22 protein-coding genes are annotated in these 22,785 nt (G+C 73.5%); 8 read left to right on the forward strand and 14 right to left on the reverse strand.

Annotated elements, in window-relative coordinates; all coding sequences use genetic code 11:
• Positions 1-14: 14 nt before the first annotated feature.
• The gene (locus tag R9X44_RS10235) at positions 15-611 is read right to left on the reverse strand and encodes an NAD(P)H-dependent oxidoreductase (protein ID WP_319813800.1); all 597 of its coding nucleotides are present in this window, start codon (positions 609-611) and stop codon (positions 15-17) included.
• Positions 612-781: 170 nt separating this feature from the next.
• On the opposite strand from R9X44_RS10235, the gene R9X44_RS10240 reads away from it, so the two are divergent.
• On the forward strand, positions 782-2,446 hold the full coding sequence (locus R9X44_RS10240; protein ID WP_319813801.1) for a hypothetical protein: 1,665 nt from the start codon (positions 782-784) through the stop codon (positions 2,444-2,446).
• A gap of 2 nt (positions 2,447-2,448) precedes the next feature.
• Here the strand turns inward: R9X44_RS10240 and R9X44_RS10245 are convergent, their stop codons facing one another.
• Positions 2,449-4,500: an AAA family ATPase gene (locus R9X44_RS10245; RefSeq protein WP_319813802.1), complete on the reverse strand. Its 2,052-nt coding sequence runs from the start codon at positions 4,498-4,500 to the stop codon at positions 2,449-2,451.
• Between the two features lie 110 nt (positions 4,501-4,610).
• On the opposite strand from R9X44_RS10245, the gene R9X44_RS10250 reads away from it, so the two are divergent.
• Positions 4,611-4,928, forward strand: coding sequence for a hypothetical protein (locus R9X44_RS10250; RefSeq protein WP_319813803.1), 318 nt, complete (start codon positions 4,611-4,613; stop codon positions 4,926-4,928).
• A 27-nt stretch (positions 4,929-4,955) separates the two neighbouring features.
• On the opposite strand, the gene R9X44_RS10255 is transcribed toward R9X44_RS10250, so the two are convergent.
• The 5 genes from R9X44_RS10255 to R9X44_RS10275 form a co-directional block, all read right to left on the reverse strand.
• On the reverse strand, positions 4,956-6,773 hold the full coding sequence (locus tag R9X44_RS10255) for a class I SAM-dependent methyltransferase (protein WP_319813804.1): 1,818 nt from the start codon (positions 6,771-6,773) through the stop codon (positions 4,956-4,958).
• A gap of 308 nt (positions 6,774-7,081) precedes the next feature.
• Positions 7,082-8,653, reverse strand: coding sequence for a bifunctional 3-(3-hydroxy-phenyl)propionate/3-hydroxycinnamic acid hydroxylase (locus R9X44_RS10260; RefSeq protein WP_319813805.1), 1,572 nt, complete (start codon positions 8,651-8,653; stop codon positions 7,082-7,084).
• Positions 8,650-10,515, reverse strand: a complete 1,866-nt coding sequence (locus R9X44_RS10265; protein WP_319813806.1) for an acyl-CoA synthetase — start codon at positions 10,513-10,515, stop codon at positions 8,650-8,652. Before R9X44_RS10265 ends, R9X44_RS10260 begins: the two co-directional genes overlap by 4 nt.
• A gap of 20 nt (positions 10,516-10,535) precedes the next feature.
• The gene (locus R9X44_RS10270) at positions 10,536-11,657 is read right to left on the reverse strand and encodes a VOC family protein (RefSeq protein WP_319813807.1); all 1,122 of its coding nucleotides are present in this window, start codon (positions 11,655-11,657) and stop codon (positions 10,536-10,538) included.
• On the reverse strand, positions 11,654-12,604 hold the full coding sequence (locus tag R9X44_RS10275) for a fumarylacetoacetate hydrolase family protein (RefSeq protein WP_319813808.1): 951 nt from the start codon (positions 12,602-12,604) through the stop codon (positions 11,654-11,656). The genes R9X44_RS10270 and R9X44_RS10275 overlap by 4 nt, the downstream gene beginning before the upstream one ends.
• 136 nt (positions 12,605-12,740) lie before the next feature.
• Between R9X44_RS10275 and R9X44_RS10280 the strand changes: the two genes are divergently transcribed.
• The gene (locus tag R9X44_RS10280) at positions 12,741-13,415 is read left to right on the forward strand and encodes a TetR/AcrR family transcriptional regulator (protein ID WP_319813809.1); all 675 of its coding nucleotides are present in this window, start codon (positions 12,741-12,743) and stop codon (positions 13,413-13,415) included.
• Here R9X44_RS10280 and R9X44_RS10285 read toward each other — a convergent pair.
• From R9X44_RS10285 to R9X44_RS10315, 7 genes are all read right to left on the reverse strand, one after another.
• Positions 13,399-13,899, reverse strand: coding sequence for a hypothetical protein (locus R9X44_RS10285; protein ID WP_319813810.1), 501 nt, complete (start codon positions 13,897-13,899; stop codon positions 13,399-13,401). The genes R9X44_RS10280 and R9X44_RS10285 overlap by 17 nt on opposite strands.
• 30 nt (positions 13,900-13,929) lie before the next feature.
• Positions 13,930-15,840, reverse strand: a complete 1,911-nt coding sequence (locus R9X44_RS10290) for a SulP family inorganic anion transporter (protein WP_319813811.1) — start codon at positions 15,838-15,840, stop codon at positions 13,930-13,932.
• A complete protein-coding gene (locus R9X44_RS10295; RefSeq protein WP_319813812.1) occupies positions 15,840-16,172 on the reverse strand; it encodes a metalloregulator ArsR/SmtB family transcription factor in 333 nt (110 codons plus the stop codon). The genes R9X44_RS10290 and R9X44_RS10295 overlap by 1 nt, the downstream gene beginning before the upstream one ends.
• 156 nt (positions 16,173-16,328) lie before the next feature.
• The gene (locus R9X44_RS10300) at positions 16,329-16,703 is read right to left on the reverse strand and encodes a metalloregulator ArsR/SmtB family transcription factor (protein ID WP_319813813.1); all 375 of its coding nucleotides are present in this window, start codon (positions 16,701-16,703) and stop codon (positions 16,329-16,331) included.
• Complete coding sequence (locus tag R9X44_RS10305; protein WP_319813814.1) at positions 16,704-16,862, reverse strand: DUF3073 family protein; 159 nt, start codon at positions 16,860-16,862, stop codon at positions 16,704-16,706. It lies immediately after the preceding gene.
• Positions 16,863-16,903: 41 nt separating this feature from the next.
• Positions 16,904-17,086, reverse strand: a complete 183-nt coding sequence (locus tag R9X44_RS10310) for a hypothetical protein (RefSeq protein ID WP_319813815.1) — start codon at positions 17,084-17,086, stop codon at positions 16,904-16,906.
• Between the two features lie 52 nt (positions 17,087-17,138).
• Complete coding sequence (locus R9X44_RS10315) at positions 17,139-17,588, reverse strand: MarR family winged helix-turn-helix transcriptional regulator (RefSeq protein ID WP_319813816.1); 450 nt, start codon at positions 17,586-17,588, stop codon at positions 17,139-17,141.
• Positions 17,589-17,701: 113 nt separating this feature from the next.
• Between R9X44_RS10315 and R9X44_RS10320 the strand changes: the two genes are divergently transcribed.
• The 5 genes from R9X44_RS10320 (at position 17,702) to R9X44_RS10340 (ending at position 22,780) form a co-directional block, all read left to right on the forward strand.
• Positions 17,702-18,130: a DUF6069 family protein gene (locus R9X44_RS10320; protein WP_319813817.1), complete on the forward strand. Its 429-nt coding sequence runs from the start codon at positions 17,702-17,704 to the stop codon at positions 18,128-18,130.
• Positions 18,127-18,558, forward strand: a complete 432-nt coding sequence (locus R9X44_RS10325) for a nitroreductase family deazaflavin-dependent oxidoreductase (RefSeq protein ID WP_319813818.1) — start codon at positions 18,127-18,129, stop codon at positions 18,556-18,558. The genes R9X44_RS10320 and R9X44_RS10325 overlap by 4 nt, the downstream gene beginning before the upstream one ends.
• Before the next feature lie 131 nt (positions 18,559-18,689).
• Positions 18,690-19,508 carry a hypothetical protein gene (locus R9X44_RS10330; protein WP_319813819.1) on the forward strand — a complete coding sequence of 273 codons (819 nt, stop codon included), beginning with the start codon at positions 18,690-18,692 and terminating at the stop codon, positions 19,506-19,508.
• 218 nt (positions 19,509-19,726) lie between these two features.
• A complete protein-coding gene (gene helR, locus R9X44_RS10335; RefSeq protein WP_319813820.1) occupies positions 19,727-21,892 on the forward strand; it encodes an RNA polymerase recycling motor ATPase HelR in 2,166 nt (721 codons plus the stop codon).
• Between the two features lie 132 nt (positions 21,893-22,024).
• Positions 22,025-22,780, forward strand: coding sequence for a 2-oxo acid dehydrogenase subunit E2 (locus tag R9X44_RS10340; protein ID WP_319813821.1), 756 nt, complete (start codon positions 22,025-22,027; stop codon positions 22,778-22,780).
• Positions 22,781-22,785: the final 5 nt, after the last annotated feature.

The raw sequence follows: 22,785 nt of genomic DNA on the forward strand, positions 1-22,785 counted from the left end.
GCGCGGCCACGGCGTCAGGCGGGGTAGGGCGCGACGGCCTTGGCGTTGTGCAGGGCGCGCGACCACCAGGTGAGCTGGTTGAGCAGGGTCTTGGCGGCCGGGTCGCAGGACTCGGGGTTCTTGGGGCCCCTGCCGGAGTCGTCCCAGTGCGACCAGGCGCTGTGGAAGCTGACGGTGTCGCGGACGGTGACGGCGTGGAGTTCGGCGAAGACCGCGCGCAGGTGCTCGGTGGCGCGCAGGCCGCCGGACAGGCCGCCGTAGGAGACGATGCCGACGGGCTTGGCGAACCACTCGCCCCGGTACCAGTCGATGAGGTTCTTCAGGGCGGCGGGGAAGCTGTGGTTGTACTCGGGCGTGATGACGACGAAGGCGTCGGCGGCGTCAAGGCGTGCGCCGAGCGGCTCGGTCACCGCCCTGACGTGCGGCGGCGGGTCCTCGCCGAAGGCCGGCGCGGCCAGCGGCAGGTCGATCTCCGCGAGGTCGACGACGTCGACGTCGAAGCCGCCGAACGCCGCGGCGCGGCCGACGAACCAGTCGGCGACGGTCGGCCCGAGCCGTCCGCCGCGCACGCTTCCGACGATCACCGCGAGCCGCAAAGTGCTTTCCGCCATGGGGTTCTCCCTCTCAGCCGTCCCGCGAGGGATCTCCCGCGCGGGTTCACCGCAACGGTAGAACCTGAAGCTCACTCAAGGTCAAGGTTCCACCCGAGGGTGCGCGCGTTCACTGTGGATCACGGTCGAGTAGACTGCGCGGGGCGGCGTCGTGAGCATGCGGGGGTTCCGTGCGGCTGAGGCTCGGCGGCAAGGCTCCGCGCCGGTGGTCGCGCGCGTGGTTCGAGCGGTGGCGCTCCGCGCCCGTCGCCCGCGTGGTGCTCGCCCTGGCCCGCACCACGACCTCGGCGATCCGGCTGCTGGAAGCGCTTTCCGTCTTTGAGGACACCGACGTGCTCGTGGTGTTCGCCTGCGACGACGGCTCGGCGTTCTCCTCCGGGGCCGAACACGTCATCAGGTCGGCGGGCTGGGTCGTCGTGCCGTGGCCCGAGGTGCGCAGGCTCGACTACGACCTCGTGCTCACCGCCAGCGAGAACTCCGACCTGCGCGGCGTCCGCGCGCCCGTCGTGGTGCTCCCGCACGGGATCGGGTTCCACAAGCAGGTCCCCGATTCGCTGTCCCCCGGCTTCCGGATCTCCGGCATGGTCCCCGCACGCCATCTGGGCCGCCGCGACGTCTCGCTCGTCGTGTCGCACCCGTCGCAGATCGCGCAGGTCGCCGAGGCGGACCCGAGGCTGGCCGAGCGCTGCGTGGTGATCGGCGACCTCGCGCTCGACCGGCTCGCCGCGAGCCTCCCCTACCGGGGCCTGTACCGGTCCCGGCTCGGCGTGCTGCCCGGGCAGCGGCTGGTGACCGTCAGCTCGACGTGGGCCCCCGACGGCGTCTACGGGGCCAACTCCACGCTGTACCGGACGCTCCTCGCCGACCTGCCCTTCGACGAGTACCGCGTCGCCGCCGTCGTCCACCCGAACGTCCCGGCGTTCGAGGGGTCGGCGCGGCTCGGGCAGGTGCTGTCCGACGCGCTGCACTCCGGGCTGGTCCAGGTGCCGCCGACGTCGGGGTGGCACGCGGCGGTGCTCGCGTCCGACCTCGTGGTCGCCGACCACGGCTCGGTCGGGCTGTACGCGGCGGCGCTCGACCTGCCGTTCGCGCTCGGGTCGCGGCCGTCGCGGGTCGTGCCCGGCACCCCGCCCGACGAGCTCGCCCGCGTCGCCCCGCTGCTCGACGCCGACCTGCCGCTGCGGCCCCAGGTCGACGCGGCCATCGCCGCGCACCGGCCCGACGCGCACCGGCGGCTCGCCGACCGGATGTTCGCCCACCGCGGCGAGGCGGCCGACCGGCTGCGCGCCCATCTGCTCGGCCTGCTCGACCTGCCCGTCCCGACAAGGCCCGCGCTGCGCCGCAGGGTGCCCGACCCCGAACCCGTCGTCTGGGGGCCGTTCTCCCACCTCGTGCACTCCCGGGTGACGGGTCCGGGGCGGGTCGAGCTCGTCAGGTACCCGTTCCCCGCGTGCTGGGAGCACGGCGACCCGCCCGAGGGGTTCTGGGGGCATCTGTGCTGGTGTGAGGACGACCCGACGCTGCCTCCCACGGACAAGCACTTCGAGGGCAACGCCTCGGTGTCGGTGCGCTCAAGGCCAGCGCCGCGCGCCGAGGTGGAGGAGTGGATGGCCGACAGGTTCCTGTCCGGCGCTGCGGTCGCCGCCGCGCCCACGCCCGAGGGCTGTCTCGTCGGCACGTTCCGCGGCGCGCGGGTGCGCTGCGCCGACGCCGACGTCGCGGTGGCCGCCTCGGCCGTCTACACCCTGCTGCGTGACCGCGCGCCGCTCACCGGACGGCTCGAGGTCACCACGGGCCCGCGCGTGCACACCCTCACGCTCGCCGACGGGTCCTGAGGTCAGCCCGAGCCGTCGAGGCGGGCGGCGACCTCGTCGCCGCGCGGGTCGCCCTCGGCGCGGTAGATCTCCACGGCCCTGCGCAGGTGGGCGAGCGCGGCATCGGAGTCCTCGGTGAGGTCGGCGAGCAGTTCGCGCGCGCCCGCCTCGTAGTGGGTGCCGGTGAGCTCGTCGATGGCCTCGGTCAGCAGGTCGCGCGCCTCGTCTGCGCCGTCCTTCCCGAGCAGTCCGGCGAGCGCGACCGCCGCGCGGGCGGCCATCCGCCGGTCGCCGAGCGCGCGGAAGCGGGCCAGCGCGTCCTCCATCTGGGTGCGCGCCTGCGCGGCGCGGCCGAGCTCGGCGAGGGTCTGCGCGCGGAAGAACAGCACGAGCGCGACGCCGCGCTTCTCCCCCGCCCGCTCGTTCAGCTCGCGCGCCCTGTCATAGGCGGACAGGGCGGCCTCGCGGTCGGCGACGTCGAGGACGCGGCCCCGGTGCTCCCAGACCGACGCCTCGAGGACGGGATCGCCGGAGGACTCGGCGATCTCACCCGCGCGCTCAAGCTCGGCCCACGCCCGCGCGGAGTCGCGCAGGCCCATGTGGGCGCGCGACGCGCCGATGCGCAACCGCGCCTCGGCGCGCGGCTCACCCGCGAGCCGCGCGGAGTCCGCGCCCAGCGCGCTGACGGCGGTCCACTCGGTGAGGTGCCGGTAGTTGAGGTAGTAGGCGACGAGGGCCTCGGCGAGCTGCCAGGTCTCGGTGTGGAATCCCGCGTCGTGCGCCGCCCTGACCGTCGCGAACAGGTTCGCGCGCTCGGCCCTGAACCAGGCCCCGGCGTCGGCCCCCGCGCCGAACGGGTCGGGCGCGTCGCCGAGCAGCGCGGCGTGGTCGGCGACGCGCGAGCGCGCGCCCATGAGCGCGCGGTCGCCGAACGCGGCCCAGCGGACGCGGTGCAGCACCGCCTGGTGCAGCGCGGCCTCGCGCTGCTCGGCGGGGTCGCCGGACGACAGTTCGCGGGCGTGCGCGCGGACCAGGGCGTGGAAGCGGAACCTGCCGCCGTCGACCCGCTCCACGAGATGCGCCTCGGCGAGCAGCGCGAGGGCGTCGCGCGCGTCGGCGCGGGCCGCGCCGGACACCGCGACCGCGCCGTCGAGGGTGAAGTCGACGCCCGGCAGCAGCGCGAGCCTGCGGTAGAGGTGCTGCGCGGGGGCGGGCAGCCGCTCGTAGGCTGTGGTGAAGGCTGCGGACACGCGGCGTCCTCCCAGGGTGAGCGCGTGCAGACGGCGGCGCTCGTCGGCGAGTTCCTCTTCCAGGTCCTTGACGGTCAGGTCGTGCAGGCGGCGGACCCGGCCGGCCAGCACGAGGATCGCCAGCGGGTGGCCGTCGCAGTAGGCGACGAGCCCGGCCGCGGCCTCGGCGACCCGCTCGCCCGCGCGGTGGTGGGCGGCCGCCTCGGTGAACAGCAGCCTGCTGTGCGCGGCGTCGAGCCGCTTGACCTCGTGGAAGTCGGCGCCGTCGAGGTCGAGTTCGCTGAGGTCGGCGGCCGCGGTGACGACGACGACGCTGCCCGGCGCGTTCGGCACGAGCGCGCGCACCTGGGCGGCCTCGGTGGCCCCGTCGACAAGGACGAGGCACGGCTTGTCGGCGGTGCGGCTGCGGAACATCTTCACCTTGTCGGTGAGCGTCTCGGGCTGGTGCCGCTCGGCCACGCCGAGGGCGTGCAGCGCGGAGCCGACCATCGCGTTGACGTCGACGAGGCCGCCCGTCGCGTGGTCGGCGCAGGAGCCGAGCAGCTGGCCCCCGGTGAAGTGGTCGCGGGTCTGCTCGGCGAACCTGCGGGCGAGCGCGCTCTTGCCGACGCCCGACAAACCCGTCAGAACGACGATCCGCACTGCCTTGGACGGCTCGGCGAGCAGCGCGTGCAGCCACGTGAGCAGGTCCTCGCGGTTGACGAACGCGCCGGTGAGCGCGTCGATCTCCTGCGGCACCCGCGGACGGTCCCGCTGGATGACGAAGTCGCCATGCAGCGTTCCGATCTGTACGACTTTGTCGGCTTCCCCGGAGAACTCGTTCACCCGCGCTCCGAACCCAGAAGGGAAAGGCTGTCTCGGAGGCGACGTTACACCGCTACCATCCACCGCGACTCCGTGATGAACTGAGAATCCCCAGAACCGAGGAGCCCCCCATGGACCCCGTGACCCTTGCCATCGCAGGAGCCGTCGCCACCGGCGTGGCCACCGGCGCGGGAGAGGGCGTCGGCACGGCGCTGTCCGCGTTCGTCGGACGCATCCGCGCGCGTTTCACCGGCCGCGAGAGCGCGCTGGAGACCACCGAGTCGGCCGCCGAGGCCCTTGACGCCGAGTTCGCCGAGGACCCGGAGTTCCGGCGCGAGTGCCACGAGGAGTGGGACAGGATCGGCGGCGCGGTCACGAACAACTTCACCGGGCAGGCCAGGACGGTCATCCAGGCGCGCGACGTGCACGGCGGCCTCACCATCAACTGAGCACGACGCCCCGGGCGGGGCGTCGCCTCACACCTTGCGCGCCAGGACCCGGTAGGTGTTCGCGCCGCGGTCGGTGCGCGCGATCACCGCGCCGCACACGAGGTCGAGCGCGAGCGCCACGACCGACACCGGCAGGAAGACGAGGTAGGCGGCGGTGCGCAGGGCCTGGCGCGGGCCGACCAGGCGGCCGGACTGCCAGGGCGTCTCGGGGTTGGGGAAGAAGCGGTTCAGCGCGATGCCGAGCGCGGGGAAGAAGTCGGCCTGCTGGTGCGCCGCGCCGCGCTCGGACTCCACGACCTCGAAGCCGCGGTCGCGCAGCGCCGTCCGCAGGTTGGCGAGCGGGATCAGGTGCAGGTGCTGCGGCTGCAGCCAGTTGTGCCACCACCTGCCGAGCAGCCTGCCGAACCGCGACTGCGGGTCGGGCAGCTCGATCAGCAGCAGGCCGCCGGGATCGAGGGCCTTGGCCGACGCGTCGAGCTCGGCGTGCGGGTCGAGGGTGTGCTCCAGGTAGTGGTGCATGGAGATGACGTCGTACTGGCCGGTGAGGTCGCCGACCCGCTCCACGAAGTAGCCGTGGTAGGCGCGGTCCACCCAGCGCCGCCGCTCGGCCTCGACGATGCCCGCGCCCATGTCGAGCGCGTCGAGGCGGGTCTCGGGGAAGAAGTCGCGCGCGTACTCGCAGAAGTGGCCGATGCCGCCGCCGACGTCGAGCCAGGTCCGGGGCGCGGCGTGCCGCTTGACGAGTTCGGCACGGCCCGCGTACCCGTGGCCGCCGACGAGCCGGAACGCGGTCTCGCGCTCTTCCATGCCGAAGCCGTCGTAGAAGTCGCGGTAGTAGAAGTCGAGGCCGTCGAGGGTGAGGCGCGGGTTCTGGAAGACGTGGCCGCAGCCGCGGCACTCCTCGAGCCGGAACGTGCCGGGCTTGCCCTGCTGGTAGTCGCCGCTGGTGAGGAAGCGGCGCAGGTCGCTGCCGCCGCACCACGGGCAGTCGGCGCGGCGCTCCCCGACGAGCCCGCCGACGCCCTCGGCGATCTCCGCGCGGTACTGCCGCCGCGCCTCGGCGATCCCCGGCACCTCGGGGTCGCGCGCGGCGGCGAGCGCGAACCAGCCGAGCACCGACCTGAGCTGCGCCCAGCCGAAGAAGAGCCTGTCGCGCGGGCGCAGCGGCGTGCCGAGCGTCGCCAGGACGGGCCGCAGCGCGGCGGCCGCGACGACGGCGAGCCCGAGGTACGGGACCGCGACGGCCCCCGCCACGACGGCCGCGAAGACCAGCGCCTGGCCGGTGAGCGCGATGAAGAAGAAGTTCTCGTAGCGCCTGCGCAGGATCGCGCGGTGCTCGGCGGCCGAGCGTCGGCGGACCTGGATGCCGTCGGCGACGGCGAGGTCGGTTCCGGTCGAGGCGTAGCGCTTCAGCCTGATCGCGGCGTCGTCCATCGCGACGGCGTCGAGGCCGGCGCGGTCGGTGATCCCCGCGCGGTCGAGCACGTCGGCGGACGCGACGATCGCGTGGCCCGCCGTGACGCCGGCGGCCATGCGGTCGCGCCGGTAGCGCGCGGGGTCGCACAGGAGCAGCAGTTCCAGCGTCCGGAAGGAGTCAAGGTGTGCGGGGACCAGGTCGAGCGCGTCAAGGCCCTGCTCGGCGGCGTGCGCGGCGGCCAGCGCGAAGACCTCGTCCGGCACCTCGACGCCCTCAGCGCGCACGAGCCGGTAGGCGTCGCCGGGCGCGGGGGCCGCGCCGTCGGGCAGCCGGGTGAGGCGGGCGGCCCTGCTCCGCCGGAACACGGCGTCCGCCGCGAGCCCTGCCGTGAGGACCGCGAGCGCCCAACCGATTCCATTGATGAGCATAGGTTCCCCAACCAGAACTAGACGGCCCGGGGACCATGCGGTCCACCGGGCGAAATGCTCTCCGCGCGTTTGCGGGGGCTCGGCGGAAGAGCGGAACACCGCCGAATCTCACAGCCAGTAATTCCAGGATGGAATCATTTACCAGCCCTGAGGACACTGTCCAGAGCAGGTGATGTGATCAGGATCACATCAGGGAGAGCCGCAGGGCACGGGATATCCCGGGGTTTTGGTCGCCTTCCGGAGACGCCGTCCGCACGGCTTGAATACCGGGGAATCGGCGACAGTTCCCGGCGTGTTCGCGAAACGATTCATGAGGTGACCAGAAGTGAGCGCCAGCGGTCGCGCGGGCGGGTGGACGGGAGTGCGGTGAGGACCGTGCGGTCGGGGCGGACCAGCACGGTGCGGGTGCGGTGCAGCCATCTCGTGAGGTCCGGGACGTGGGCGGTCTTGAGCGTTGTGCCGTCGGGGCGGTGCAGGAGGGCGGCGGCCGGGTCGAGGATCGGCGCGTTCAGCGACGCGGCGAGGCGGATGAGGGCAGGGGTGGGCGGATCGCGGGTGATGACGGCGAAGCCCGGGCCGAGGAGGTCGTCAAGGCGCAGGGACGCGTCCCCGACCGTCACCGACGGCTGCGGCATCAGGGTGCCCGGCAGGCCGCGCGACGGGCCGAGCAACGGCCGGGCGACCAGCGGTCCGGGCCGCAGCCTCGGCGACGGACCCGCGAGGATCGAGTTCCGCAGCGCCGACGACCTCGCCGCGCGGGCGAAGAACGCGCGGCGCAACGCCGCTCCCCGGGAGTTCCCGCCGGTCATCGCCCATCCGGCGGCGACCGCGAGCCTGATCATCCGGGTCGCGTGCGGCTTGCGCTCAAGCTCGTACGTGGCGAGCAACGCGTCGTGCTTGACGGGGTCGGCGTCGGCGAGGGCGAGCTTCCAGGCGAGGTTCGCCGCGTCGCGCAGGCCCGCGCCCATGCCCTGGCCGATGAACGGCGGGGTGAGGTGGGCGGCGTCGCCGAGCAGGAACAGCCGCCCGGCCCGCCACCGGTCGGCGACCTGGGCGCGGAAGGTGTACTCGGCGGCGCGGACGACGGTGAGGTCGGCGTCGGGCACGTCGCGGGTCCAGCGGGCCAGGAGCGTGCGCAGCCCCTGCGGCGACGTCAGGTCCGCGACAGTCTCGCCGGGGGCCATCCGCAGCTCCCACCGGTACCGGTCGGGGCCGACCCGCATGAACGTCGCGGCCCTGCGCGGGTCGCAGACCTGGTCGACGCCGCCCCAGCCGTCGAGGTCGCGCGGGCAGGTGACGTCGATGACCAGCCAGCGCTCGGTGAAGCGCAGGTCGCGCACGCCCGCGCCGATCGCGGCACGGACCAGGCTGTTCGCGCCGTCGCAGCCCAGCACGGCCCGCGCGGTGACGGTCCGCGTGCCGTCGGCGGCGCGGATCGTGACGCGGGCGGGCCGTGCCGCGTCGCCGGGGTCGACGTGCTCGACCTCGGCCCCGCCGAGCAGTTCCGCCTCGGGGTACTCGGCGAGGTTGGCGCGCATGAGCCGTTCGAGGTCGGGCTGGTCGAAGAGGTTCGCCTGGGGCCAGCCGTTCACGCTGACCAGCTCGTCCCTGCGGAACTCGGCGATGGTCCGCAGGTCGCCGTCGAGCAGCCGCATGCCGGTCGCGGGACGGCTGATCGCGGTGAACGCGTCGGCGACGCCGATCCGCTGGAGGACGCGCAGCACCTCGTCGTCGAGGTGGACCGCGCGCGGCAGCGGGTAGACGTCGCGGTGCCTTTCCACGACGAGGCTGCGCACCCCCTGCTGGGCCAGGAGCGTCGCGCAGGCGAGGCCGGTGGGCCCGGCCCCGACGATCAGGACCGGGACGTCCGCGCCGCTCACCGGGCGAACTCGTGGGTGAAGGAGTACCGGTCGAGCTCGGCGGCCAGCGCGCTGGAATCCCCGGACAAGGCGATCCGAGCGTGCGGGCGGCCGTCACGCGACTCGACCTCGACGTCGCCGTCGAGCCCGAGCGCGGCCATAGCGTCGCGGACGAGGCGGCGTACCGCGTCCTCGACCAGCGCGGGCTTGAAGACCTTGCCGATCGCGGTCGTCGGGAGCGCGGCAATGAGCCGGACGGCCTTGGGGGCGGCGGCGGGCTCGGGGGCCGCGGTGCGGGCCCAGGCCAGGAGGTCGGCCTCGGTGGTGTTCGCACCGTCGGCGAGGACGACGTAGGCGACGGGCACCTCGCCGGAGTGCGGGTCGGGCGCGCCCACCACGGCGGCCGCCGCGACGTCGGGCCGCCCGAGCAGTGTCTCCTCGACCGCGCGCGGGTCGATGTTGTGGCCGCCCCGGATGATGAGGTCCTTGGCCCGGCCCGTCAGGTAGACGTAGCCGTCGGCGTCGACCTTGCCGAGGTCGCCGGTGAGCAGCCACCCGTCGAAGATCTTCCCCGACGGGTCGGGCGCGGGCCCGTCAGGCCCGGGACGCAGGTAGCCGGGGAACACGCTCGGGCCGCTGATCGCCAGGACGCCGGTCTCGCCGGGCGCGCAGTCGCCGGTGGGGACCTCGTCCGGCCCCACGGTGACGGCCTTGACCCGCTGGTAGGGCAGCCGCAGCCCGACCGAGCCCGCGCGCGGCGCGAACGCGGGCGTCGCGGCGGTCGCGCAGGTCGCCTCGGTGAGCCCGTAGCCCTCGAGCATCGGGACCCCGGCGGTCTCCTCGAACGTCGACCTGACCTTGCGCGGCAGCGGCGCGGCCCCGACGGCCCCGGCCCGCAGGCTCGACAGGTCGACCCCCTCCGGGACGGGCGGGAGCGACGCGTACACCGTCGGGACGCCGGAGAAGCTCGTCACCCGGTAGTGCTCGATGATGTGCCAGAACTCCGCCATCAGCGCGCGGTCGCGGTAGCCGAGCGGGCCGAGCGACACCACGGGGCAGCCGTGCATCAGCGGGCCGAGCCCGGTCACGTGGACGGCGTTGACGTGGAACAGCGGCAGCCCCGCGAGGCCGACCGAGCCGTCCAGGTAGGTGCCCATGCAGCCGAGCGCCCAGGCCATGTAGACCTCCATGGCGTGCGTGTGCGGGGCGACCTTCGGCACGCCGGTCGTGCCGCCGGTGTGGAAGTAGGCGGCGACGTCGTCGGGGCCAGGGCGGCGCGCGGTGGTCAGCCGGTCGGACGGCTGGGCGGCGGCGAGCGCGGTGAGGTCGAGCGCGTCGGGGGCGTCGGGCGGGGAGCCGACGGCGGCGAGCGCGGGCCGTCCCGGCAGCCGGGCGGCGATCCGGCGCGCCTTCGCCCACAGGTCGGGCGACAGGCCGGGGCCAGGCGCGAGGATCAGGTCGGCGCCGGTGAGCGTCAGGATCTCGACAAGGTGGTCCTCGGCGAGCATCGGGTTGACCGGGTTGGCGATCCCGACGGCCTGCGCGCCGAGCAGCGCGGCGTAGGTCGCGCCGAGGTTCGGCAGCATCAGCGCGACGACGCCGCCCTCGGGCGTCCCGGCCGCGAGGAACGCGTTGGCGGCCTGGTGGACCCGTTGGAGCAGGTCGCGGTAGGTCAAGGTCGTCGCCTCGCGCCACGGAAGGCCGTCCTCGCCGAGGAGGTGCAGGGCGATCCGGTCGGGGAAGGCGGTGGCGGTGCGGTGCAGCAGTGCGTAGGTGCTCGCGGGAAGGTCGCGCGCCTCAAGCGGCGTCTCCTCGATCGCGGGGACGTCCTCGGGGAGCAGGACGAGCGGGCGTTCTTCCTGGGTGTGCGGGGCGGGAACCATCGGAAGTCTCCTGGGGCGGGTCAGCTGCCCATCGCCTTGGCGAGGGCGAGCAGGCGGGGAAGGTCGATCTCGTTGTCGGCGCGCAGCGCGGCGACGGCGTCGCGCAGCAGGGCCGGGGAGGGTCTGTTGCCGAGGAAGTCGGCGGTCGCGGGCGGCCCCCACTGGGCGAGCCCGGACGCCGACATCGCGGCCCAGCCCGGCTCCAGGGCGCTGTCGAAGCGGTCGCCGTCGGTGAAGTGCTCGAGCAGGAGCCGGTCGGGGTCGCGCCAGTAGTCGAAGATCTGGCTGCCCTGGATGTGCCTGCCGATCCCCCACGAGCGGACATATCCCCGGTCCTTCAGGTACTCGCCTCCGGCGGCCAGGGCGTCGAGGTCGGCGACCTGGTAGGCCGAGTGCACATACCCGGTGACGGGTCCGAGGTGCATCGCGAGGGTGTGGTGGTCGGCGGGCTCCGATCCCCGGTCGCAGCGGATGAACGCCATCGTCGGGCCGCGCCCGCGCTGGCCGTCCAGGTACAGGAAGTCGCTGACGATCAGGCCGAGATGATCGAGGAACCAGTCGAGGTCGCGCCGGAAGACCGTGCTGGACAGCACGACGTGGCCGAGCCGTTCCACGAGGGCGGGCGCGCGGGCCGGGCGCTGCGTTTCGTTGATCCGGGTGAGCAGGCCGCCCGTGTTGTAGGCGAGGGGCCGTTGCAGCTCAAGCCCGGGGTGGTGGGGAGCGCCGTGGACGACCTGGACCCGAAGGCCGGACGGCGTGTACGCCGTCACGTGGCGGCCGCCGCCTTCGAGGTCGGCCACCTCGGCGTCCAGCGCGCGGGCGAGCCGGGTGAGGTCGGCGGCGTCGGCGGCCTGGAAGGCGGGGCCGACGAACCCGTTCCCGGTTCCCTTGCGGATCACGAGGCACGCGGTGCCGGGCAGCGCGCCGCGCAGCCGGAGCACGTCGGGGGTGCGCTCCACGACGGCGAAGCCGAAGTCGCGCGCGAACGCCTCGGCCCGGTCAAGGTCGGGCTTGGCGAACTCGAGCCAGGCCAGGTCGACCACCTTGATCACGGGGTCGGCGGCGCGTCCCGGGTGCTCGCCGCGCAGCGCGCCATGTTCGCTGTGCAGGTCCTTGTGCGGGTCGGTATGCCGGTCGGTCATCGGGCACTCCTTGCTGAGCCGACCGGCGTGCGCTGCTCCCCGAGGTCGAGGAGGCCGTCGTCGGTGCGGACGCGGGCGGTGACGACGTCGCCGTCACGCAGGTAGGCGGGGTTGGCCTCCTGGCGGCGGAAGAACGTCTTCCACTTCAGGTGCGCGGGCAGCAGCGCGCCGACCTTCTCGGCGAGCGCGCCCGGCGAGCGCAGCGCGGTGCCGCCGGGGGTGCCGGTGAGCAGCACGTCGCCGGGGTCGAGGGTCTGGAAGCGGGCGAGCAGGGTCAGCGCGCGGGCCGGGCCCGTGAGCATGTCGGCGGCCGTCATGTTCTGACGCGGCCGCCCGTTGACCTCGAGGGTGAGGCGCAGCTCACGCCAGCGCGCGAGGTCGGCGGGTCCGGTGAGGACGAGCCGGGGGCCGAGCGGGGTGAAGGTCGGGTAGGACTTGCTCTCGTAGAACTGGGTCTTGGGCAGCTGGAGGTCGCGCGCGCTGACGTCGTCGGCGATCACCAGCCCCGCGACGTACTCGGCGAGGTTCGCGTCGGTGACGACGGTTCCGATCGGGAGCGGCGCGCCGATCACCAGGCCGATCTCGACCTCGTAGTCGAGCAGCCGCACCCCCTCGGGCCGCAGGATCGTCGCGCGCGGCCCGGTGATCGACCCTGACGTCTTGCGGAAGAAGGTCGGCGGCACCTTGTCGGGGTCGAAGCCGGAGTCGCGGGCGTGCGACCGGTAGTTGACCATCTGGGCCACGACCCGGCAGGGCGCGGTCACCGGGGACAGGAGTTCTTGCCCGTCGAGTTGGGTGGGCGGCTGCTCGCCGCTTGCGGCGGCCTCGACGGCGGCCCGGTCGGCGAGGAGTTCTGCGGTGGTCGTCGCGGAGGTGGGCACCCGGACGTGGCCCTGCGGGGTCTCGGCCCACCAGCCGTCATGGGTCCTGATCACGGCGATGCTCAAGGGTCCTCCGGACGGTGTCGCGCGCGACGTCGGTCCGCCGCGCTCTCGCCGTCCATCGTCGGCACCCTCCCCCGGGGATTCAACGCCCATCAGTTCTGATGACTTCATCAGAACTGATGGCGGGTAGTATCAACATATGGACAGCGAGAACACCGTGCGGGACAACCGGCTCGTGCGCCGCAAGGCGCGGACCAGGGCGGCGCTCATCGGCGCGGCCCAGCGGATGCTCGCCGAGCGCAACCGGGTCGACGCGAGCGTCCAGCAGATCACCGACGCCGCCGACGTCGGGTTCGGCAGCTTCTACAACCACTTCACCAGCAAGGCGCAGCTGTTCGAGGCGGCCATCGCCGAGACCCTTGACCAGCACGCGGGGCTCGTCCAGGAGGCGACCGCGGCGATGGACGACCCGGCCGAGGTGTTCGCGGCGTCGGTCAGGCTCACCGGGCGGCTGCGCGACAGCCACCCGCGCATGGCGCGGATTCTGCTGCACACCGGCCTGCCGTACCTGACGCGGGAGGACGGGATCACCGCGCACGTCATGCACGACCTCGCCGCCGCCGAGAGCGCGGGAAGGCTGCGGATCGGCGATCCGCGCGTGGCCGTCGCGTGCGTGGGCGGGGCGCTGCTCGGGCTGCTCCAGACGCTCGACTCCCACCCCGGCCTCGACGCGCGCGCGGCGACCCACGAGCTCGCGGCGAACCTGCTGCGCATGTTCGGCCTGCCGGACGGCGAGGCCCGCGACGTCGTCGCGCGGCCCCTGCCCGCGCTCCCCCGGCCCGTGACGGGGACGGCGGTCAGCGCTGGGGGGTGATCGTGGTGTCGGCCCAGTCGAGCAGGCTCGTCGGGGCCATCGGTTCGAGCCCGTGCCCGGCCGGCCGGCCTGAGGTGACCGAGATGTCGCGGACCGCCGCGCGGGTGCGCTGGTCGAGGACGGCCAGGGCCCACGCGGGCAGGTCCTCGCCGAGGTGGTCGGCGATCTCGGCGGTCCGCTCGTCCTTCGGGGCGAGGTCGGCGACGGGGTCGAGCACGACGACGACCTTGGCCGTCGCGGCGGCGGCCGTCGGGTCGTAGGTCTCGGCGGCGGCGATCCACGCGTCGTCGACGTCGATGGGCCAGCCCGCGGTGAACGCCGACGGCGGCAGCGGGGTCAGCTTGTGGTCGGTGCGGTGCAGGCTCGTCGGCAGGACGATGTCGAAGAGGTCCTCGACGGTGTCCGGGGCGATGACGATCATGGGCACGTCGTGGTCGAACTCCCCGGGCATGGCCGGGATGGTGAAGGCGAGTCGGTGGATCATCGGTCGTTGTCGCTTCTCGTCGGGGGGCGGTCAGTGCGGGGTGGGCGCGAGCTCTCGGCGCGCGTGCCCGAGCGCGGCGGTGACGTCGGGGAACAGCAGCCCATCCCGCCGCTGCCGGTCGGCCACGCCAAGGTGGGCAAGGATCGTGTCATGCTCCGGCCGCAACCCGGCGAACACCACAAGCACCCCACGCTGCTCCAACTGCGCAAGCGCATCCCCGAGCGCATGCGCCGCCGTCGGATCAAGCGCCGAAACCCGCGACATCTCAATCACCACAGCATCAGCGACCCGCTCAGCGTCGGCGTCAGCGTGCCCGTCGGCGGCACGACCGTCGGCGGCACGCTCGGCGGCGGCGTCGGCGGCGGTGTGTCCGTCAGCGGCACGGCCGTTGGCGGCATCGCGGGCGTCGACGGCACGCTCGGCGGCGGCGGTGTGTCCGTCGGCGGCACGACCGTTGGCGGCATCGCGGGCGTCAGCGGCCCGCTCGGCGGCGGTGTGTCCGTTGGGGGCATGGCCGTTGGGGGCGGCGGGGGCTGGGTGGGCCTGGGGGGTGGGGTGGTGGGTGAGGTTGGTGTGGAGGCGGTGGGCGGTGGCGAAGAAGAGGGGGCCGCGCAGGCGGTAGACGGCGATGGGCTCGCCGGGGAGGGCGTCGGCGGGGCCGCTCGGGTCGAGCCGGGCGGTCCTGGCCAGTGAGCGCAGAGTGAGGGCCCCGGCGATGGCGACGCCGCAGATGACCGCCTTGACGAGGTCGAGCGCGAGGGTCGCGGCGGCGGTGAGGACGAGCACCGCCATGTCGGGCCGTGACGCCCTGGCCAGCGCCCGCATGGTCCCGGCCTCGACCATGCCGATCGCGGTCGCGATGAGGACCCCGGCGAGCGCGGCCAGCGGAATCCGCGCGACGAGCGGCGCGGCGGCCAGGACCGTCAGGGCGAGGATGAGCGCGTGCGAGAGCGCGGCGAGCCGGGACGACGCGCCGCTGCGCACGTTGACGGCGGTCCGCGCGATCGCGGCCGTCGCCGGGACCCCGCCGAACAGCGGGACCGCGAGGTTGGCGAGGCCCTGGCCGAACAGTTCGCGGTCCGGGTCGTGGCGGCGGCGTCCGCCGGCCATCTTGTCCGCGACGGTCGCCGACAGCAGGCTCTCCAGCGCGGCGAGCGCCGCGACGGCGAACGCGGCGGGCAGCAGCGCGCCGAGCCGCGACGGGTCGAGGAAGGCGAGCGACGGCGCGGGCAGCGTCGTCGGCAGCATCCCGATCCTCGTCACCGGCAGGTGCAGCGCCTCGGCCGCGAGCGTCGCGGCGGCCAGCGCGAGCAGCGAGAACGGGACCCCGGGACGCCACCGCCGCCCCACGAGCATCACCACCGCGACCCCGACGGCGAGCGCGGGCGCGGCCCAGTCAGGCGCGTCCGCGAACCCGTGGACGGCGGCCGCCGCGAGCGCGGTGACGTTCTCGCCGTCCGGCGCGGTCACGCCGAGCGCGGCGGGGATCTGCTGGAGCGCGATGACCGCGGCGATCCCGAGGGTGAACCCCTCGATCACCGGCAGCGGAACATAACTGACATACCGCCCGGCGCGCAGCAGCGCGAGCGCGACGAGCACGACCCCGGCGAGCAGCCCGACCGTCAGCACCCCCGACGGCCCGAACTCGTGCACCACGGGCACGAGCACGACGGTCATCGCGCCCGTCGGCCCGGACACCTGGAGGTTGGAGCCGCCGAAGATCGCGGCGACCGCGCCCGCGACGATCGCCGTCACCAGCCCGGCCTCCGCGCCGAGCCCGGAGGCGACGCCGAAGCCCAGCGCGAGCGGCAGCGCCACGATCGCGACGGTCAGGCCGGCGAGCAGATCGCGGCGGGGCGAGACGCGCACGTCGGCGAGGTCGGCGCGGCCCGGCAGCAGGGCGCGCGCGGCGCGCAGCCGCGCGGTCAGCGGGGAGGCCATCAGGGGGCCTCGCGCAGGTCGTCGAGCAGCGCCCGCTGCCCGACGGCGAGTTCGGTGAGGATTCTGCGGGCGGCGCGCATGAGGTCGAGCACGTCGGGCCCGGCGAGCTCGTAGACGACGCTCGATCCCTCGCGGTGCGCGCGCACGATCCCGTGTCTGCGCAGCACCGCGAGCTGCTGCGACAGGCTCGACGCCTCGATGCCGACGTCGGCGAGCAGGTCGCGCACGGACATGGGCCCCTCGCACAGCAGTTCGAGCACGCGGATGCGCACGGGATGCCCGAGCACCCGGAAGAACTCGGCCTTGACCTGGTACAGCGGAACCGGAACCACCCGGCGACCCCCTCAGACTGTGTGTTCCGGGCCCCTGGGCACCGCCCCCGGCCTCAGTCGGACGGCTACCCGTTACGGCGCGAAATATAGCAACTTGAATATATCTTCAAGTCGCAGCACTCGCATCCACAAGGGGATCATCGCGTTACCCGGGTCTCAGTCGCGCGCGGAGGGCGCGTGGGTGCGCAGGTCGGCCAGCAGGTCGGCCTGGCCGGACAGCACCTCGCCGAGAATCCGGCGGGCGACCGCGAGCAGCTGCGCGACCTGCGGGTCGGCCAGCTCGTAGTGCACGCTGGTGCCCTCCTTGCGGCTGACCACGAGGCTCGCGCGGCGCAGCACCGCCATCTGCTGCGACAGGTGCGCCGGCTCGATCCCGACCTCGCGCGCCAGCTCACCCGCCGAATGGCCCCGCTCGCTCAGCAGCTCGAGAACGCGGATGCGCGCCGGATGCCCGAGGGTCCGGAAGAACTCCGCCTTCACCTGGTACAGCGGCGCGCGCACCGCCGCGGCGCGCGGGGCCTCGCCGGTCATTCAGCCGTCCTCGTGTTCCCTGTCGACGCGATCGGACCGCTCCTCGTCGTCGCCGATCCGCAGATCATGGCGGAGCTGGTCGAAATCCACCCTACCGCCGTCGTATTTCAGCGCACGTGCGATCTTCCGCTGCTGGGCCTTGGCCCTTCCGCGTCCCACCTCGCGACCTCCTTTACTCCAGCATTACCAAGCGGGGCCCGTCAGGCCCCGGTCCCCTCAGGGTCGTCGACGGCCACGCCGTGGTCCTCGGCGCGGCGGCGCAGGTCCTCGAGCTCCGCGGTGTACGTGTCCTCGCCGTGCCCGTCGCCGGAAGCGCGGGCCTCCGCGAGGTTCCGGCGCGCCGCGGAGATCCGCTCCCGCAGACTCGTCGCCAGCTCACCCATCAGCGCTCCCCTCCACCCGAACCGGCACCGCGCCGACCCTTACTTGCAAAGTTTAGCAAGTTTGAGAATTGGCCGGACCCGGGGTCGCACTCGTGAGGCCGCGCAGGAGATCGCGCAGGTCGACCCGGGCCGCGGCGGGGAGGGCGAAGAACTCGTCGGCGCGGGCGAGGACGCGTTCGCGCAGGAGCGTGCGGCGCTTCTCGCCCTCGGGGGTGAGCACGACCTGTTTGACGCGCCGGTCGGCGGGATCCTGGCGGCGGACGACGAGGCCGAGCCCTTCGAGCCCGTCGACGATGCCCGTGACGTTCGACGGCTCGCACGACAGCCACTCCGCGAGCACGCGCATCGGGACGGGGTCGTCAAGCCCGTTGACGATCAGGGCCTGGCTGATGTTGAGGCCGAGGTCGGCCGAGGCGGTGACGAAGTCGTCCCGCATCCTCCGGCCGACCCGCTGGAACAGTTCGATCAACTCGGCGGCCACCGCGTCGTCCCTTGCGCTCATCTCTCCAGCATAGGTTCCCTTCAGTGATCCGACTGTTCAGCGACTGAACTTTCTGCTACCTTCGGGAAAATAGTTCAGAGATTGAACAATCCACGGAATGAAGGAGATCGCCGATGTCCGCCCCCGCCGCCCCGGCCACCGGGACCCGCCGCCGCGACCGCGCCGTCGCCGTCGCCGCCACGACAGTCGCGGCCCTGCTCGTCTGGATCGTCGGCGAACCGCTGCTCGGCCACGAACTCGTGATCGAGCCGCCCGGCCAGTCCGCGCAGAACCTCGACGGCTTCGCCTTCACCTTCATCACCCTCGGCGTCTCCCTCGCGGGCTGGGGCGTCCTGGCCCTCCTTGAGCGGTTCACGAGCCGCGCCCGCACGATCTGGACGGTCGTCGCGGTGGTCGTCGTGCTGCTGTCGTTCCTGCCGTTCCTCTCGGTCGAGGCGACCACCGGCACCGTCGTCGTCCTGTCGCTCGCCCACCTCGTCGTCGGCGCGGTCCTGATCCCCCTCATGCTCCGCACCACGGCCCGGCCGGGAGCCGCCGCATGAGCGAGACACCGACCGACAGCCCCACCGGCTGGGTCGCGGACCACATCCGCGCCTACGTGGAGAGCGACGGCGCGCGCGGCCACCTGTACCACGGCTCCCCGACGCTGCTGATCACCACGCGCGGCCGCCGCTCGGGCACGCCCCGGCGCACCGCGCTCATCTACGGCCGTGACGGCGACCGCCTGCTCGTCGTCGCGTCCAACGGCGGCGCGGCGGCCCAGCCCGCCTGGTACCTGAACCTGACCGCGCACCCCGAGGTCGAGATCCAGGTGGGCGCGGACAAGTTCCGCGCGTCCGCGCGCACCGCGACCCCCGAGGAGAAGCAGGCGCTCTGGCCGGTGATGACGGAGATCTTCCCCCTCTACACCGAGTACGAGGCCAAGTCGCCCCGCGACATCCCCCTTGTCATCCTCACCCCCGCCGCCTGAAGCCGGCCGCGCCCCCGCCGAGGCGGCGGGGGCGCGGGTGGGGCTGGATCGTGACGTCGCCGAGCGGGTTCGGTGATGTCGGACGTGTCAGGCTTGGAGGGTTTGCGGGCGCGGCGAGAGGGCGTGGCGGAATGCGGGCAGTGCGGACGGCGGCGGGCGCGCTCGCGGTCGTGATGGGGCTCTCCGGGTGCGGGCGGTTCGCCGGCGACCCCGAGGTGCAGGCGGCGTTCACCGAGCAGTTCGTGCCGGTCGTGCTCGAGGTGGCGCGGGACATGCCGATCGCCGACCCGAGGGTCAAGGCTGTGGTGTTCGTCGGCACGTTCGTGCTGGAGAAGTACCTCGACGGACGGGCGAACAAGGAGTTCGAGTCCGACGACGACACGGTCCTCACCGTCCGCCAGACGATCGACGGCGAGGTCAGGGTGACCGTCCTTCGGATCAAGTCCGACCGGAAGCTGCGGATCGAGATGGACGGCAAGTTCGTCCAGACCGTCGAGAAGGACAGGATCGAGATCGTCGCGGAGCCCGGCTCGACCATCGTCATCACCGACGCCGCCGACAGCGACGTCATCCACCAGGCGGGCACCGCCTGGCTCGCGTTCCCCGACGCCGACGAGGGCGACACCCACATCGACCTCGACACCGGCGAGACGAAGCGCGGCAACGGCCCCGGCATGGACATGCGGATCGAGTACCGGACGTTCCAGCCGTCCGGCCCCGCGGGGGCCAACGGCGCGCGCATCGCCCGCTGGAAGGACGGCCAGCCGAACCGCGCGGCCTGCGCGGAGCTGCCCGCGAGCCGCTGGCGGGAGATCCCCGAGATGTCCTGGCTGACGGAGAAGGTGACGTACTGTCTGCGCACGGGCGAGGGCCGTTACGGCGTCTTCACCTTCACCACCAACGTCATCCAGGGATTCGAATACATCGTCTGGAAGAACCCGGAGGAGTAGGGCGCTTGAGAGGGGAAAGGGGGAGTCACCACTCCTCTCCACTCTCAACGTATAGCGCACAGGGGGGCTTGCGGCAAGACCCCCCTGATGCCGCACAATCGTCCGCCTGGGCCCGGTGCGCCTGCGGACCCTGCCCTCTCCTCCCCTGCTCCGCAGGGGTCAGGCATGCCCGCGACCCGGGCGAGACACCCAAAAGCCCCAGATCGGAGCCGTCCTCAGTGACTTCGCTGAAATCCAGCGCGTTCGACCTTCCCGACAACCTCCGCGCCAAGGCCGACCCCGCCCTGATCGCCGGTGACGAAGGCCACTTCGCGGAGATCGCCGGGAGCCTCGGGCAGGCGATCGCCGAGCTGTCCGAGCGGCTCGAGACCCTGCGCCGGGCCCCGGGCGGCGGCGGACAGGCGGCGCTCGACCGCGACCTGGAGATCCACCGGCTCGCCGCGCGGCTGCGGACGCTGCGCAGGTTCGGCCTCGACCTGTGCCTCGGGCACATGGTCGCGGCCGACGACCCCGAGCCCGTCTACGTCGGACGGCTCGGCCTCACCGACGCCGCAGGCCGCAGGCTGCTGCTCGACTGGCGGTCCCCGGCGGCCGAGCCGTTCTTCGGCGCGACCCACGCCAACCCGATGGGCCTGGCCAGCCGTCGCCGCTACCGCTGGACGCGCGGCAGGATCGGCGACTACTGGGACGAGGTCTTCACCGCCGACGGGTTCGAGGGCCACGCCGCCCTCGACGACCAGTCGGCGTTCATCGCCAGCCTCGGCGGCCACAGGTCGGCGCGAATGCGCGACGTGCTCGGCACCATCCAGTCCGACCAGGACGCGATCATCCGGGCGGGCTCGGCCGGCGCGCTCGTCGTGGACGGCGGTCCGGGCACCGGCAAGACCGTCGTCGCCCTGCACCGGGCGGCCTACCTGCTGTACTCCGACCCGAGGCTGAGCCGGCGCAAGGGCGGCGTCCTGTTCGTCGGCCCGCACCAGCCCTACCTCGCCTATGTCTCCGATGTCCTGCCCAGCCTCGGCGAGGAGGGGGTGCGGACCTGCACGCTGCGCGACCTCGTGCCCGAGGGGGCGGACGCCGCCGCCGAGACCGATCCCGAGGTGGCGGGGCTGAAGGCGTCGGCGGAGCTCGTGCGGGCGGTGGACGCGGCCGTCAGGTTCTACGAGCGGCCGCCCGAGCAGGGCATGACCGTCGAGACGCACTGGTCGGACATCAGGCTGACCGCCGCCGACTGGGCCGAGGCGTTCCACGCGCCCGACCCGGGCACCCCGCACAACGAGGCGCGCGAGCGGATCTGGGACGAGCTGCTGACCATCCTCGTGGACAAGCACGAGGGCGACGTCGCCGACGCGCAGCTGCGCAAGTCCCTGGAGCGCAACCGGGATCTGCACATGGCCCTGAACCGGGCGTGGCCGATCCTCGATCCGGCCGACGTCGTCGGCGACCTGTGGACCGTGCCCGCCTACCTGCGGCTGTGCGCGCCGTGGCTCACCCCGGCGCAGGTCGCCGCGCTCCAGCGCGCGCGGGCGCAGGCTTGGACGGTCGCCGACCTGCCGATCCTCGACGCGGCAAGGCACCGGATCGGCGACCCGGAGACGACCCGGCGCAAGCGCCGCCGCGAGGCCGCGCTGACCGCGCAGCGCGAGCACATGGCCCAGGTGGTCGACAGCCTCATCGAGGCGGCGCAGCGCGACGACGCCGCCGAGGACGGCCACAGCCTGGTGACGATGCTGCGCGGCCAGGACGCCGAAGTGAGCCTCGTGGACGAGACCACGCTCCCCGAGCCCGACCCCGACGCGCTCGCCGGCCCGTTCGCGCACGTCGTCGTGGACGAGGCGCAGGAGCTCACCGACGCCGAGTGGCAGATGCTGCTGCTGCGCTGCCCGACCCGGAGCTTCACGGTCGTCGGCGACCGCGCGCAGGCGAGGCAGGGGTTCACCGAGCCGTGGGCCGAGCGGCTCGAACGCGTCGGGCTCGACCGGATCACGCTGGCCTCGCTGACCGTCAACTACCGGACGCCGGAGGAGGTCATGGCCGAGGCCGAGCCCGTCATCCGGGCGGCGCTGCCGGACGCGAACGTGCCGACCTCGATCAGGGCGAGCGGCGTGCCCGTCACGTACGGGTCGGTCGCCGAGCTGCCAGCGCTGCTCGACGCGTGGCTCGCCGAGCACGCCGACGGCACCGCGTGCGTCATCGGCGACCCGTCCTTCGCCGCGACGCCGCGCGTCCGTTCCCTGACGCCGGAGCTGGCCAAGGGCCTCGAGTTCGACTTCGTCGTCCTTGTCGACCCCGCGTCCTTCGGCGACGGCGTCGCGGGCGCGGTGGACCGCTATGTCGCGATGACCCGCGCCACCCAGCGCCTCGCGGTGCTCACCTCGACCTGATCCGAAAAGCCGAACCACACCGCGGTCCGCCCCGGGTGGCCGCCGTGTCTGGTGCTTTCCCCGCCGTGAACCTAATATTTGTTCCGGATATATCGCACGAGGCACGCCGGCCACCCAGGAAAGACAGGAACCATGACGACGACCGTCTCCCCCACGCCCTCCCCGCTGCGCGGGGTGACCGAGCGGCTCACCCGGCTCCGCAAGATCATCGCCACCCGGATGGTCGCGTCGCTGCAGACGTCGGCCCAGCTCACCACGGTGGTCGAGGTCGACGTCACCGGCGTCGCCGAGCTGCGCGCCGCGCACAAGGACGCGTTCGCCGCGCGGGAGGGCGTGAAGCTGTCCTTCCTGCCCTTCTTCGCCAAGGCGGCAGTCGAGGGGCTGCGCGTCCACCCGGTGGTCAACGCCGCGCTCGACATGGAGGCGGGCACGGTCGCCTACCCCGACGCCGAACACCTCGGCATAGCCGTCGACACCGACAAGGGCCTGTACGTGCCGGTGCTCAGGGACGCCGGAGACATGTCGATCGCCGAGTTCGCGCGCGGCATCGACGACCTCGCCGCCCGTACGCGCGCTAACAAGCTGTCCCCCGACGACCTCGTCGGCGGCACGTTCACCCTCACCAACACCGGAAGCCGCGGCGCGCTCTTCGACACCCCGATCATCAACCAGCCGCAGTCGGCGATCCTCGGCACCGGCGCGGTGGTGCGCCGCCCGGCCGCCGTACGGACCGCCGACGGGACGGAGACGATCGCGCTCCGCTCGCTGGCGTATCTCGCGCTCACCTACGACCACCGCGTCATCGACGGGGCCGACGCGGCGCGCTACCTGTCGTGGGTGAAGGCAAGGCTTGAGCAGGCCGACTTCGCCGCCGACCTCACTGGCTGACCCGG

The sequence above is a fragment of the Actinocorallia sp. A-T 12471 genome, from assembly GCF_033875155.1.
Taxonomy (GTDB): domain Bacteria; phylum Actinomycetota; class Actinomycetes; order Streptosporangiales; family Streptosporangiaceae; genus Actinocorallia.

Excerpts from the sequence above, each read along its gene's own strand:
- R9X44_RS10235 (WP_319813800.1), bottom strand. The coding sequence starts at position 611 with ATGGCGGAAAGCACTTTGCGGCTCGCGGTGATCGTCGGAAGCGTGCGC.
- R9X44_RS10250 (WP_319813803.1), top strand. The coding sequence starts at position 4,611 with ATGGACCCCGTGACCCTTGCCATCGCAGGAGCCGTCGCCACCGGCGTG.
- R9X44_RS10255 (WP_319813804.1), bottom strand. The coding sequence starts at position 6,773 with ATGCTCATCAATGGAATCGGTTGGGCGCTCGCGGTCCTCACGGCAGGG.
- R9X44_RS10265 (WP_319813806.1), bottom strand. The coding sequence starts at position 10,515 with ATGGTTCCCGCCCCGCACACCCAGGAAGAACGCCCGCTCGTCCTGCTC.
- R9X44_RS10270 (WP_319813807.1), bottom strand. The coding sequence starts at position 11,657 with ATGACCGACCGGCATACCGACCCGCACAAGGACCTGCACAGCGAACAT.
- R9X44_RS10280 (WP_319813809.1), top strand. The coding sequence starts at position 12,741 with ATGGACAGCGAGAACACCGTGCGGGACAACCGGCTCGTGCGCCGCAAG.
- R9X44_RS10285 (WP_319813810.1), bottom strand. The coding sequence starts at position 13,899 with ATGATCCACCGACTCGCCTTCACCATCCCGGCCATGCCCGGGGAGTTC.
- R9X44_RS10290 (WP_319813811.1), bottom strand. The coding sequence starts at position 15,840 with ATGGCCTCCCCGCTGACCGCGCGGCTGCGCGCCGCGCGCGCCCTGCTG.
- R9X44_RS10300 (WP_319813813.1), bottom strand. The coding sequence starts at position 16,703 with ATGACCGGCGAGGCCCCGCGCGCCGCGGCGGTGCGCGCGCCGCTGTAC.
- R9X44_RS10310 (WP_319813815.1), bottom strand. The coding sequence starts at position 17,086 with ATGGGTGAGCTGGCGACGAGTCTGCGGGAGCGGATCTCCGCGGCGCGC.
- R9X44_RS10315 (WP_319813816.1), bottom strand. The coding sequence starts at position 17,588 with ATGAGCGCAAGGGACGACGCGGTGGCCGCCGAGTTGATCGAACTGTTC.
- R9X44_RS10320 (WP_319813817.1), top strand. The coding sequence starts at position 17,702 with ATGTCCGCCCCCGCCGCCCCGGCCACCGGGACCCGCCGCCGCGACCGC.
- R9X44_RS10325 (WP_319813818.1), top strand. The coding sequence starts at position 18,127 with ATGAGCGAGACACCGACCGACAGCCCCACCGGCTGGGTCGCGGACCAC.
- R9X44_RS10330 (WP_319813819.1), top strand. The coding sequence starts at position 18,690 with ATGCGGGCAGTGCGGACGGCGGCGGGCGCGCTCGCGGTCGTGATGGGG.
- R9X44_RS10340 (WP_319813821.1), top strand. The coding sequence starts at position 22,025 with ATGACGACGACCGTCTCCCCCACGCCCTCCCCGCTGCGCGGGGTGACC.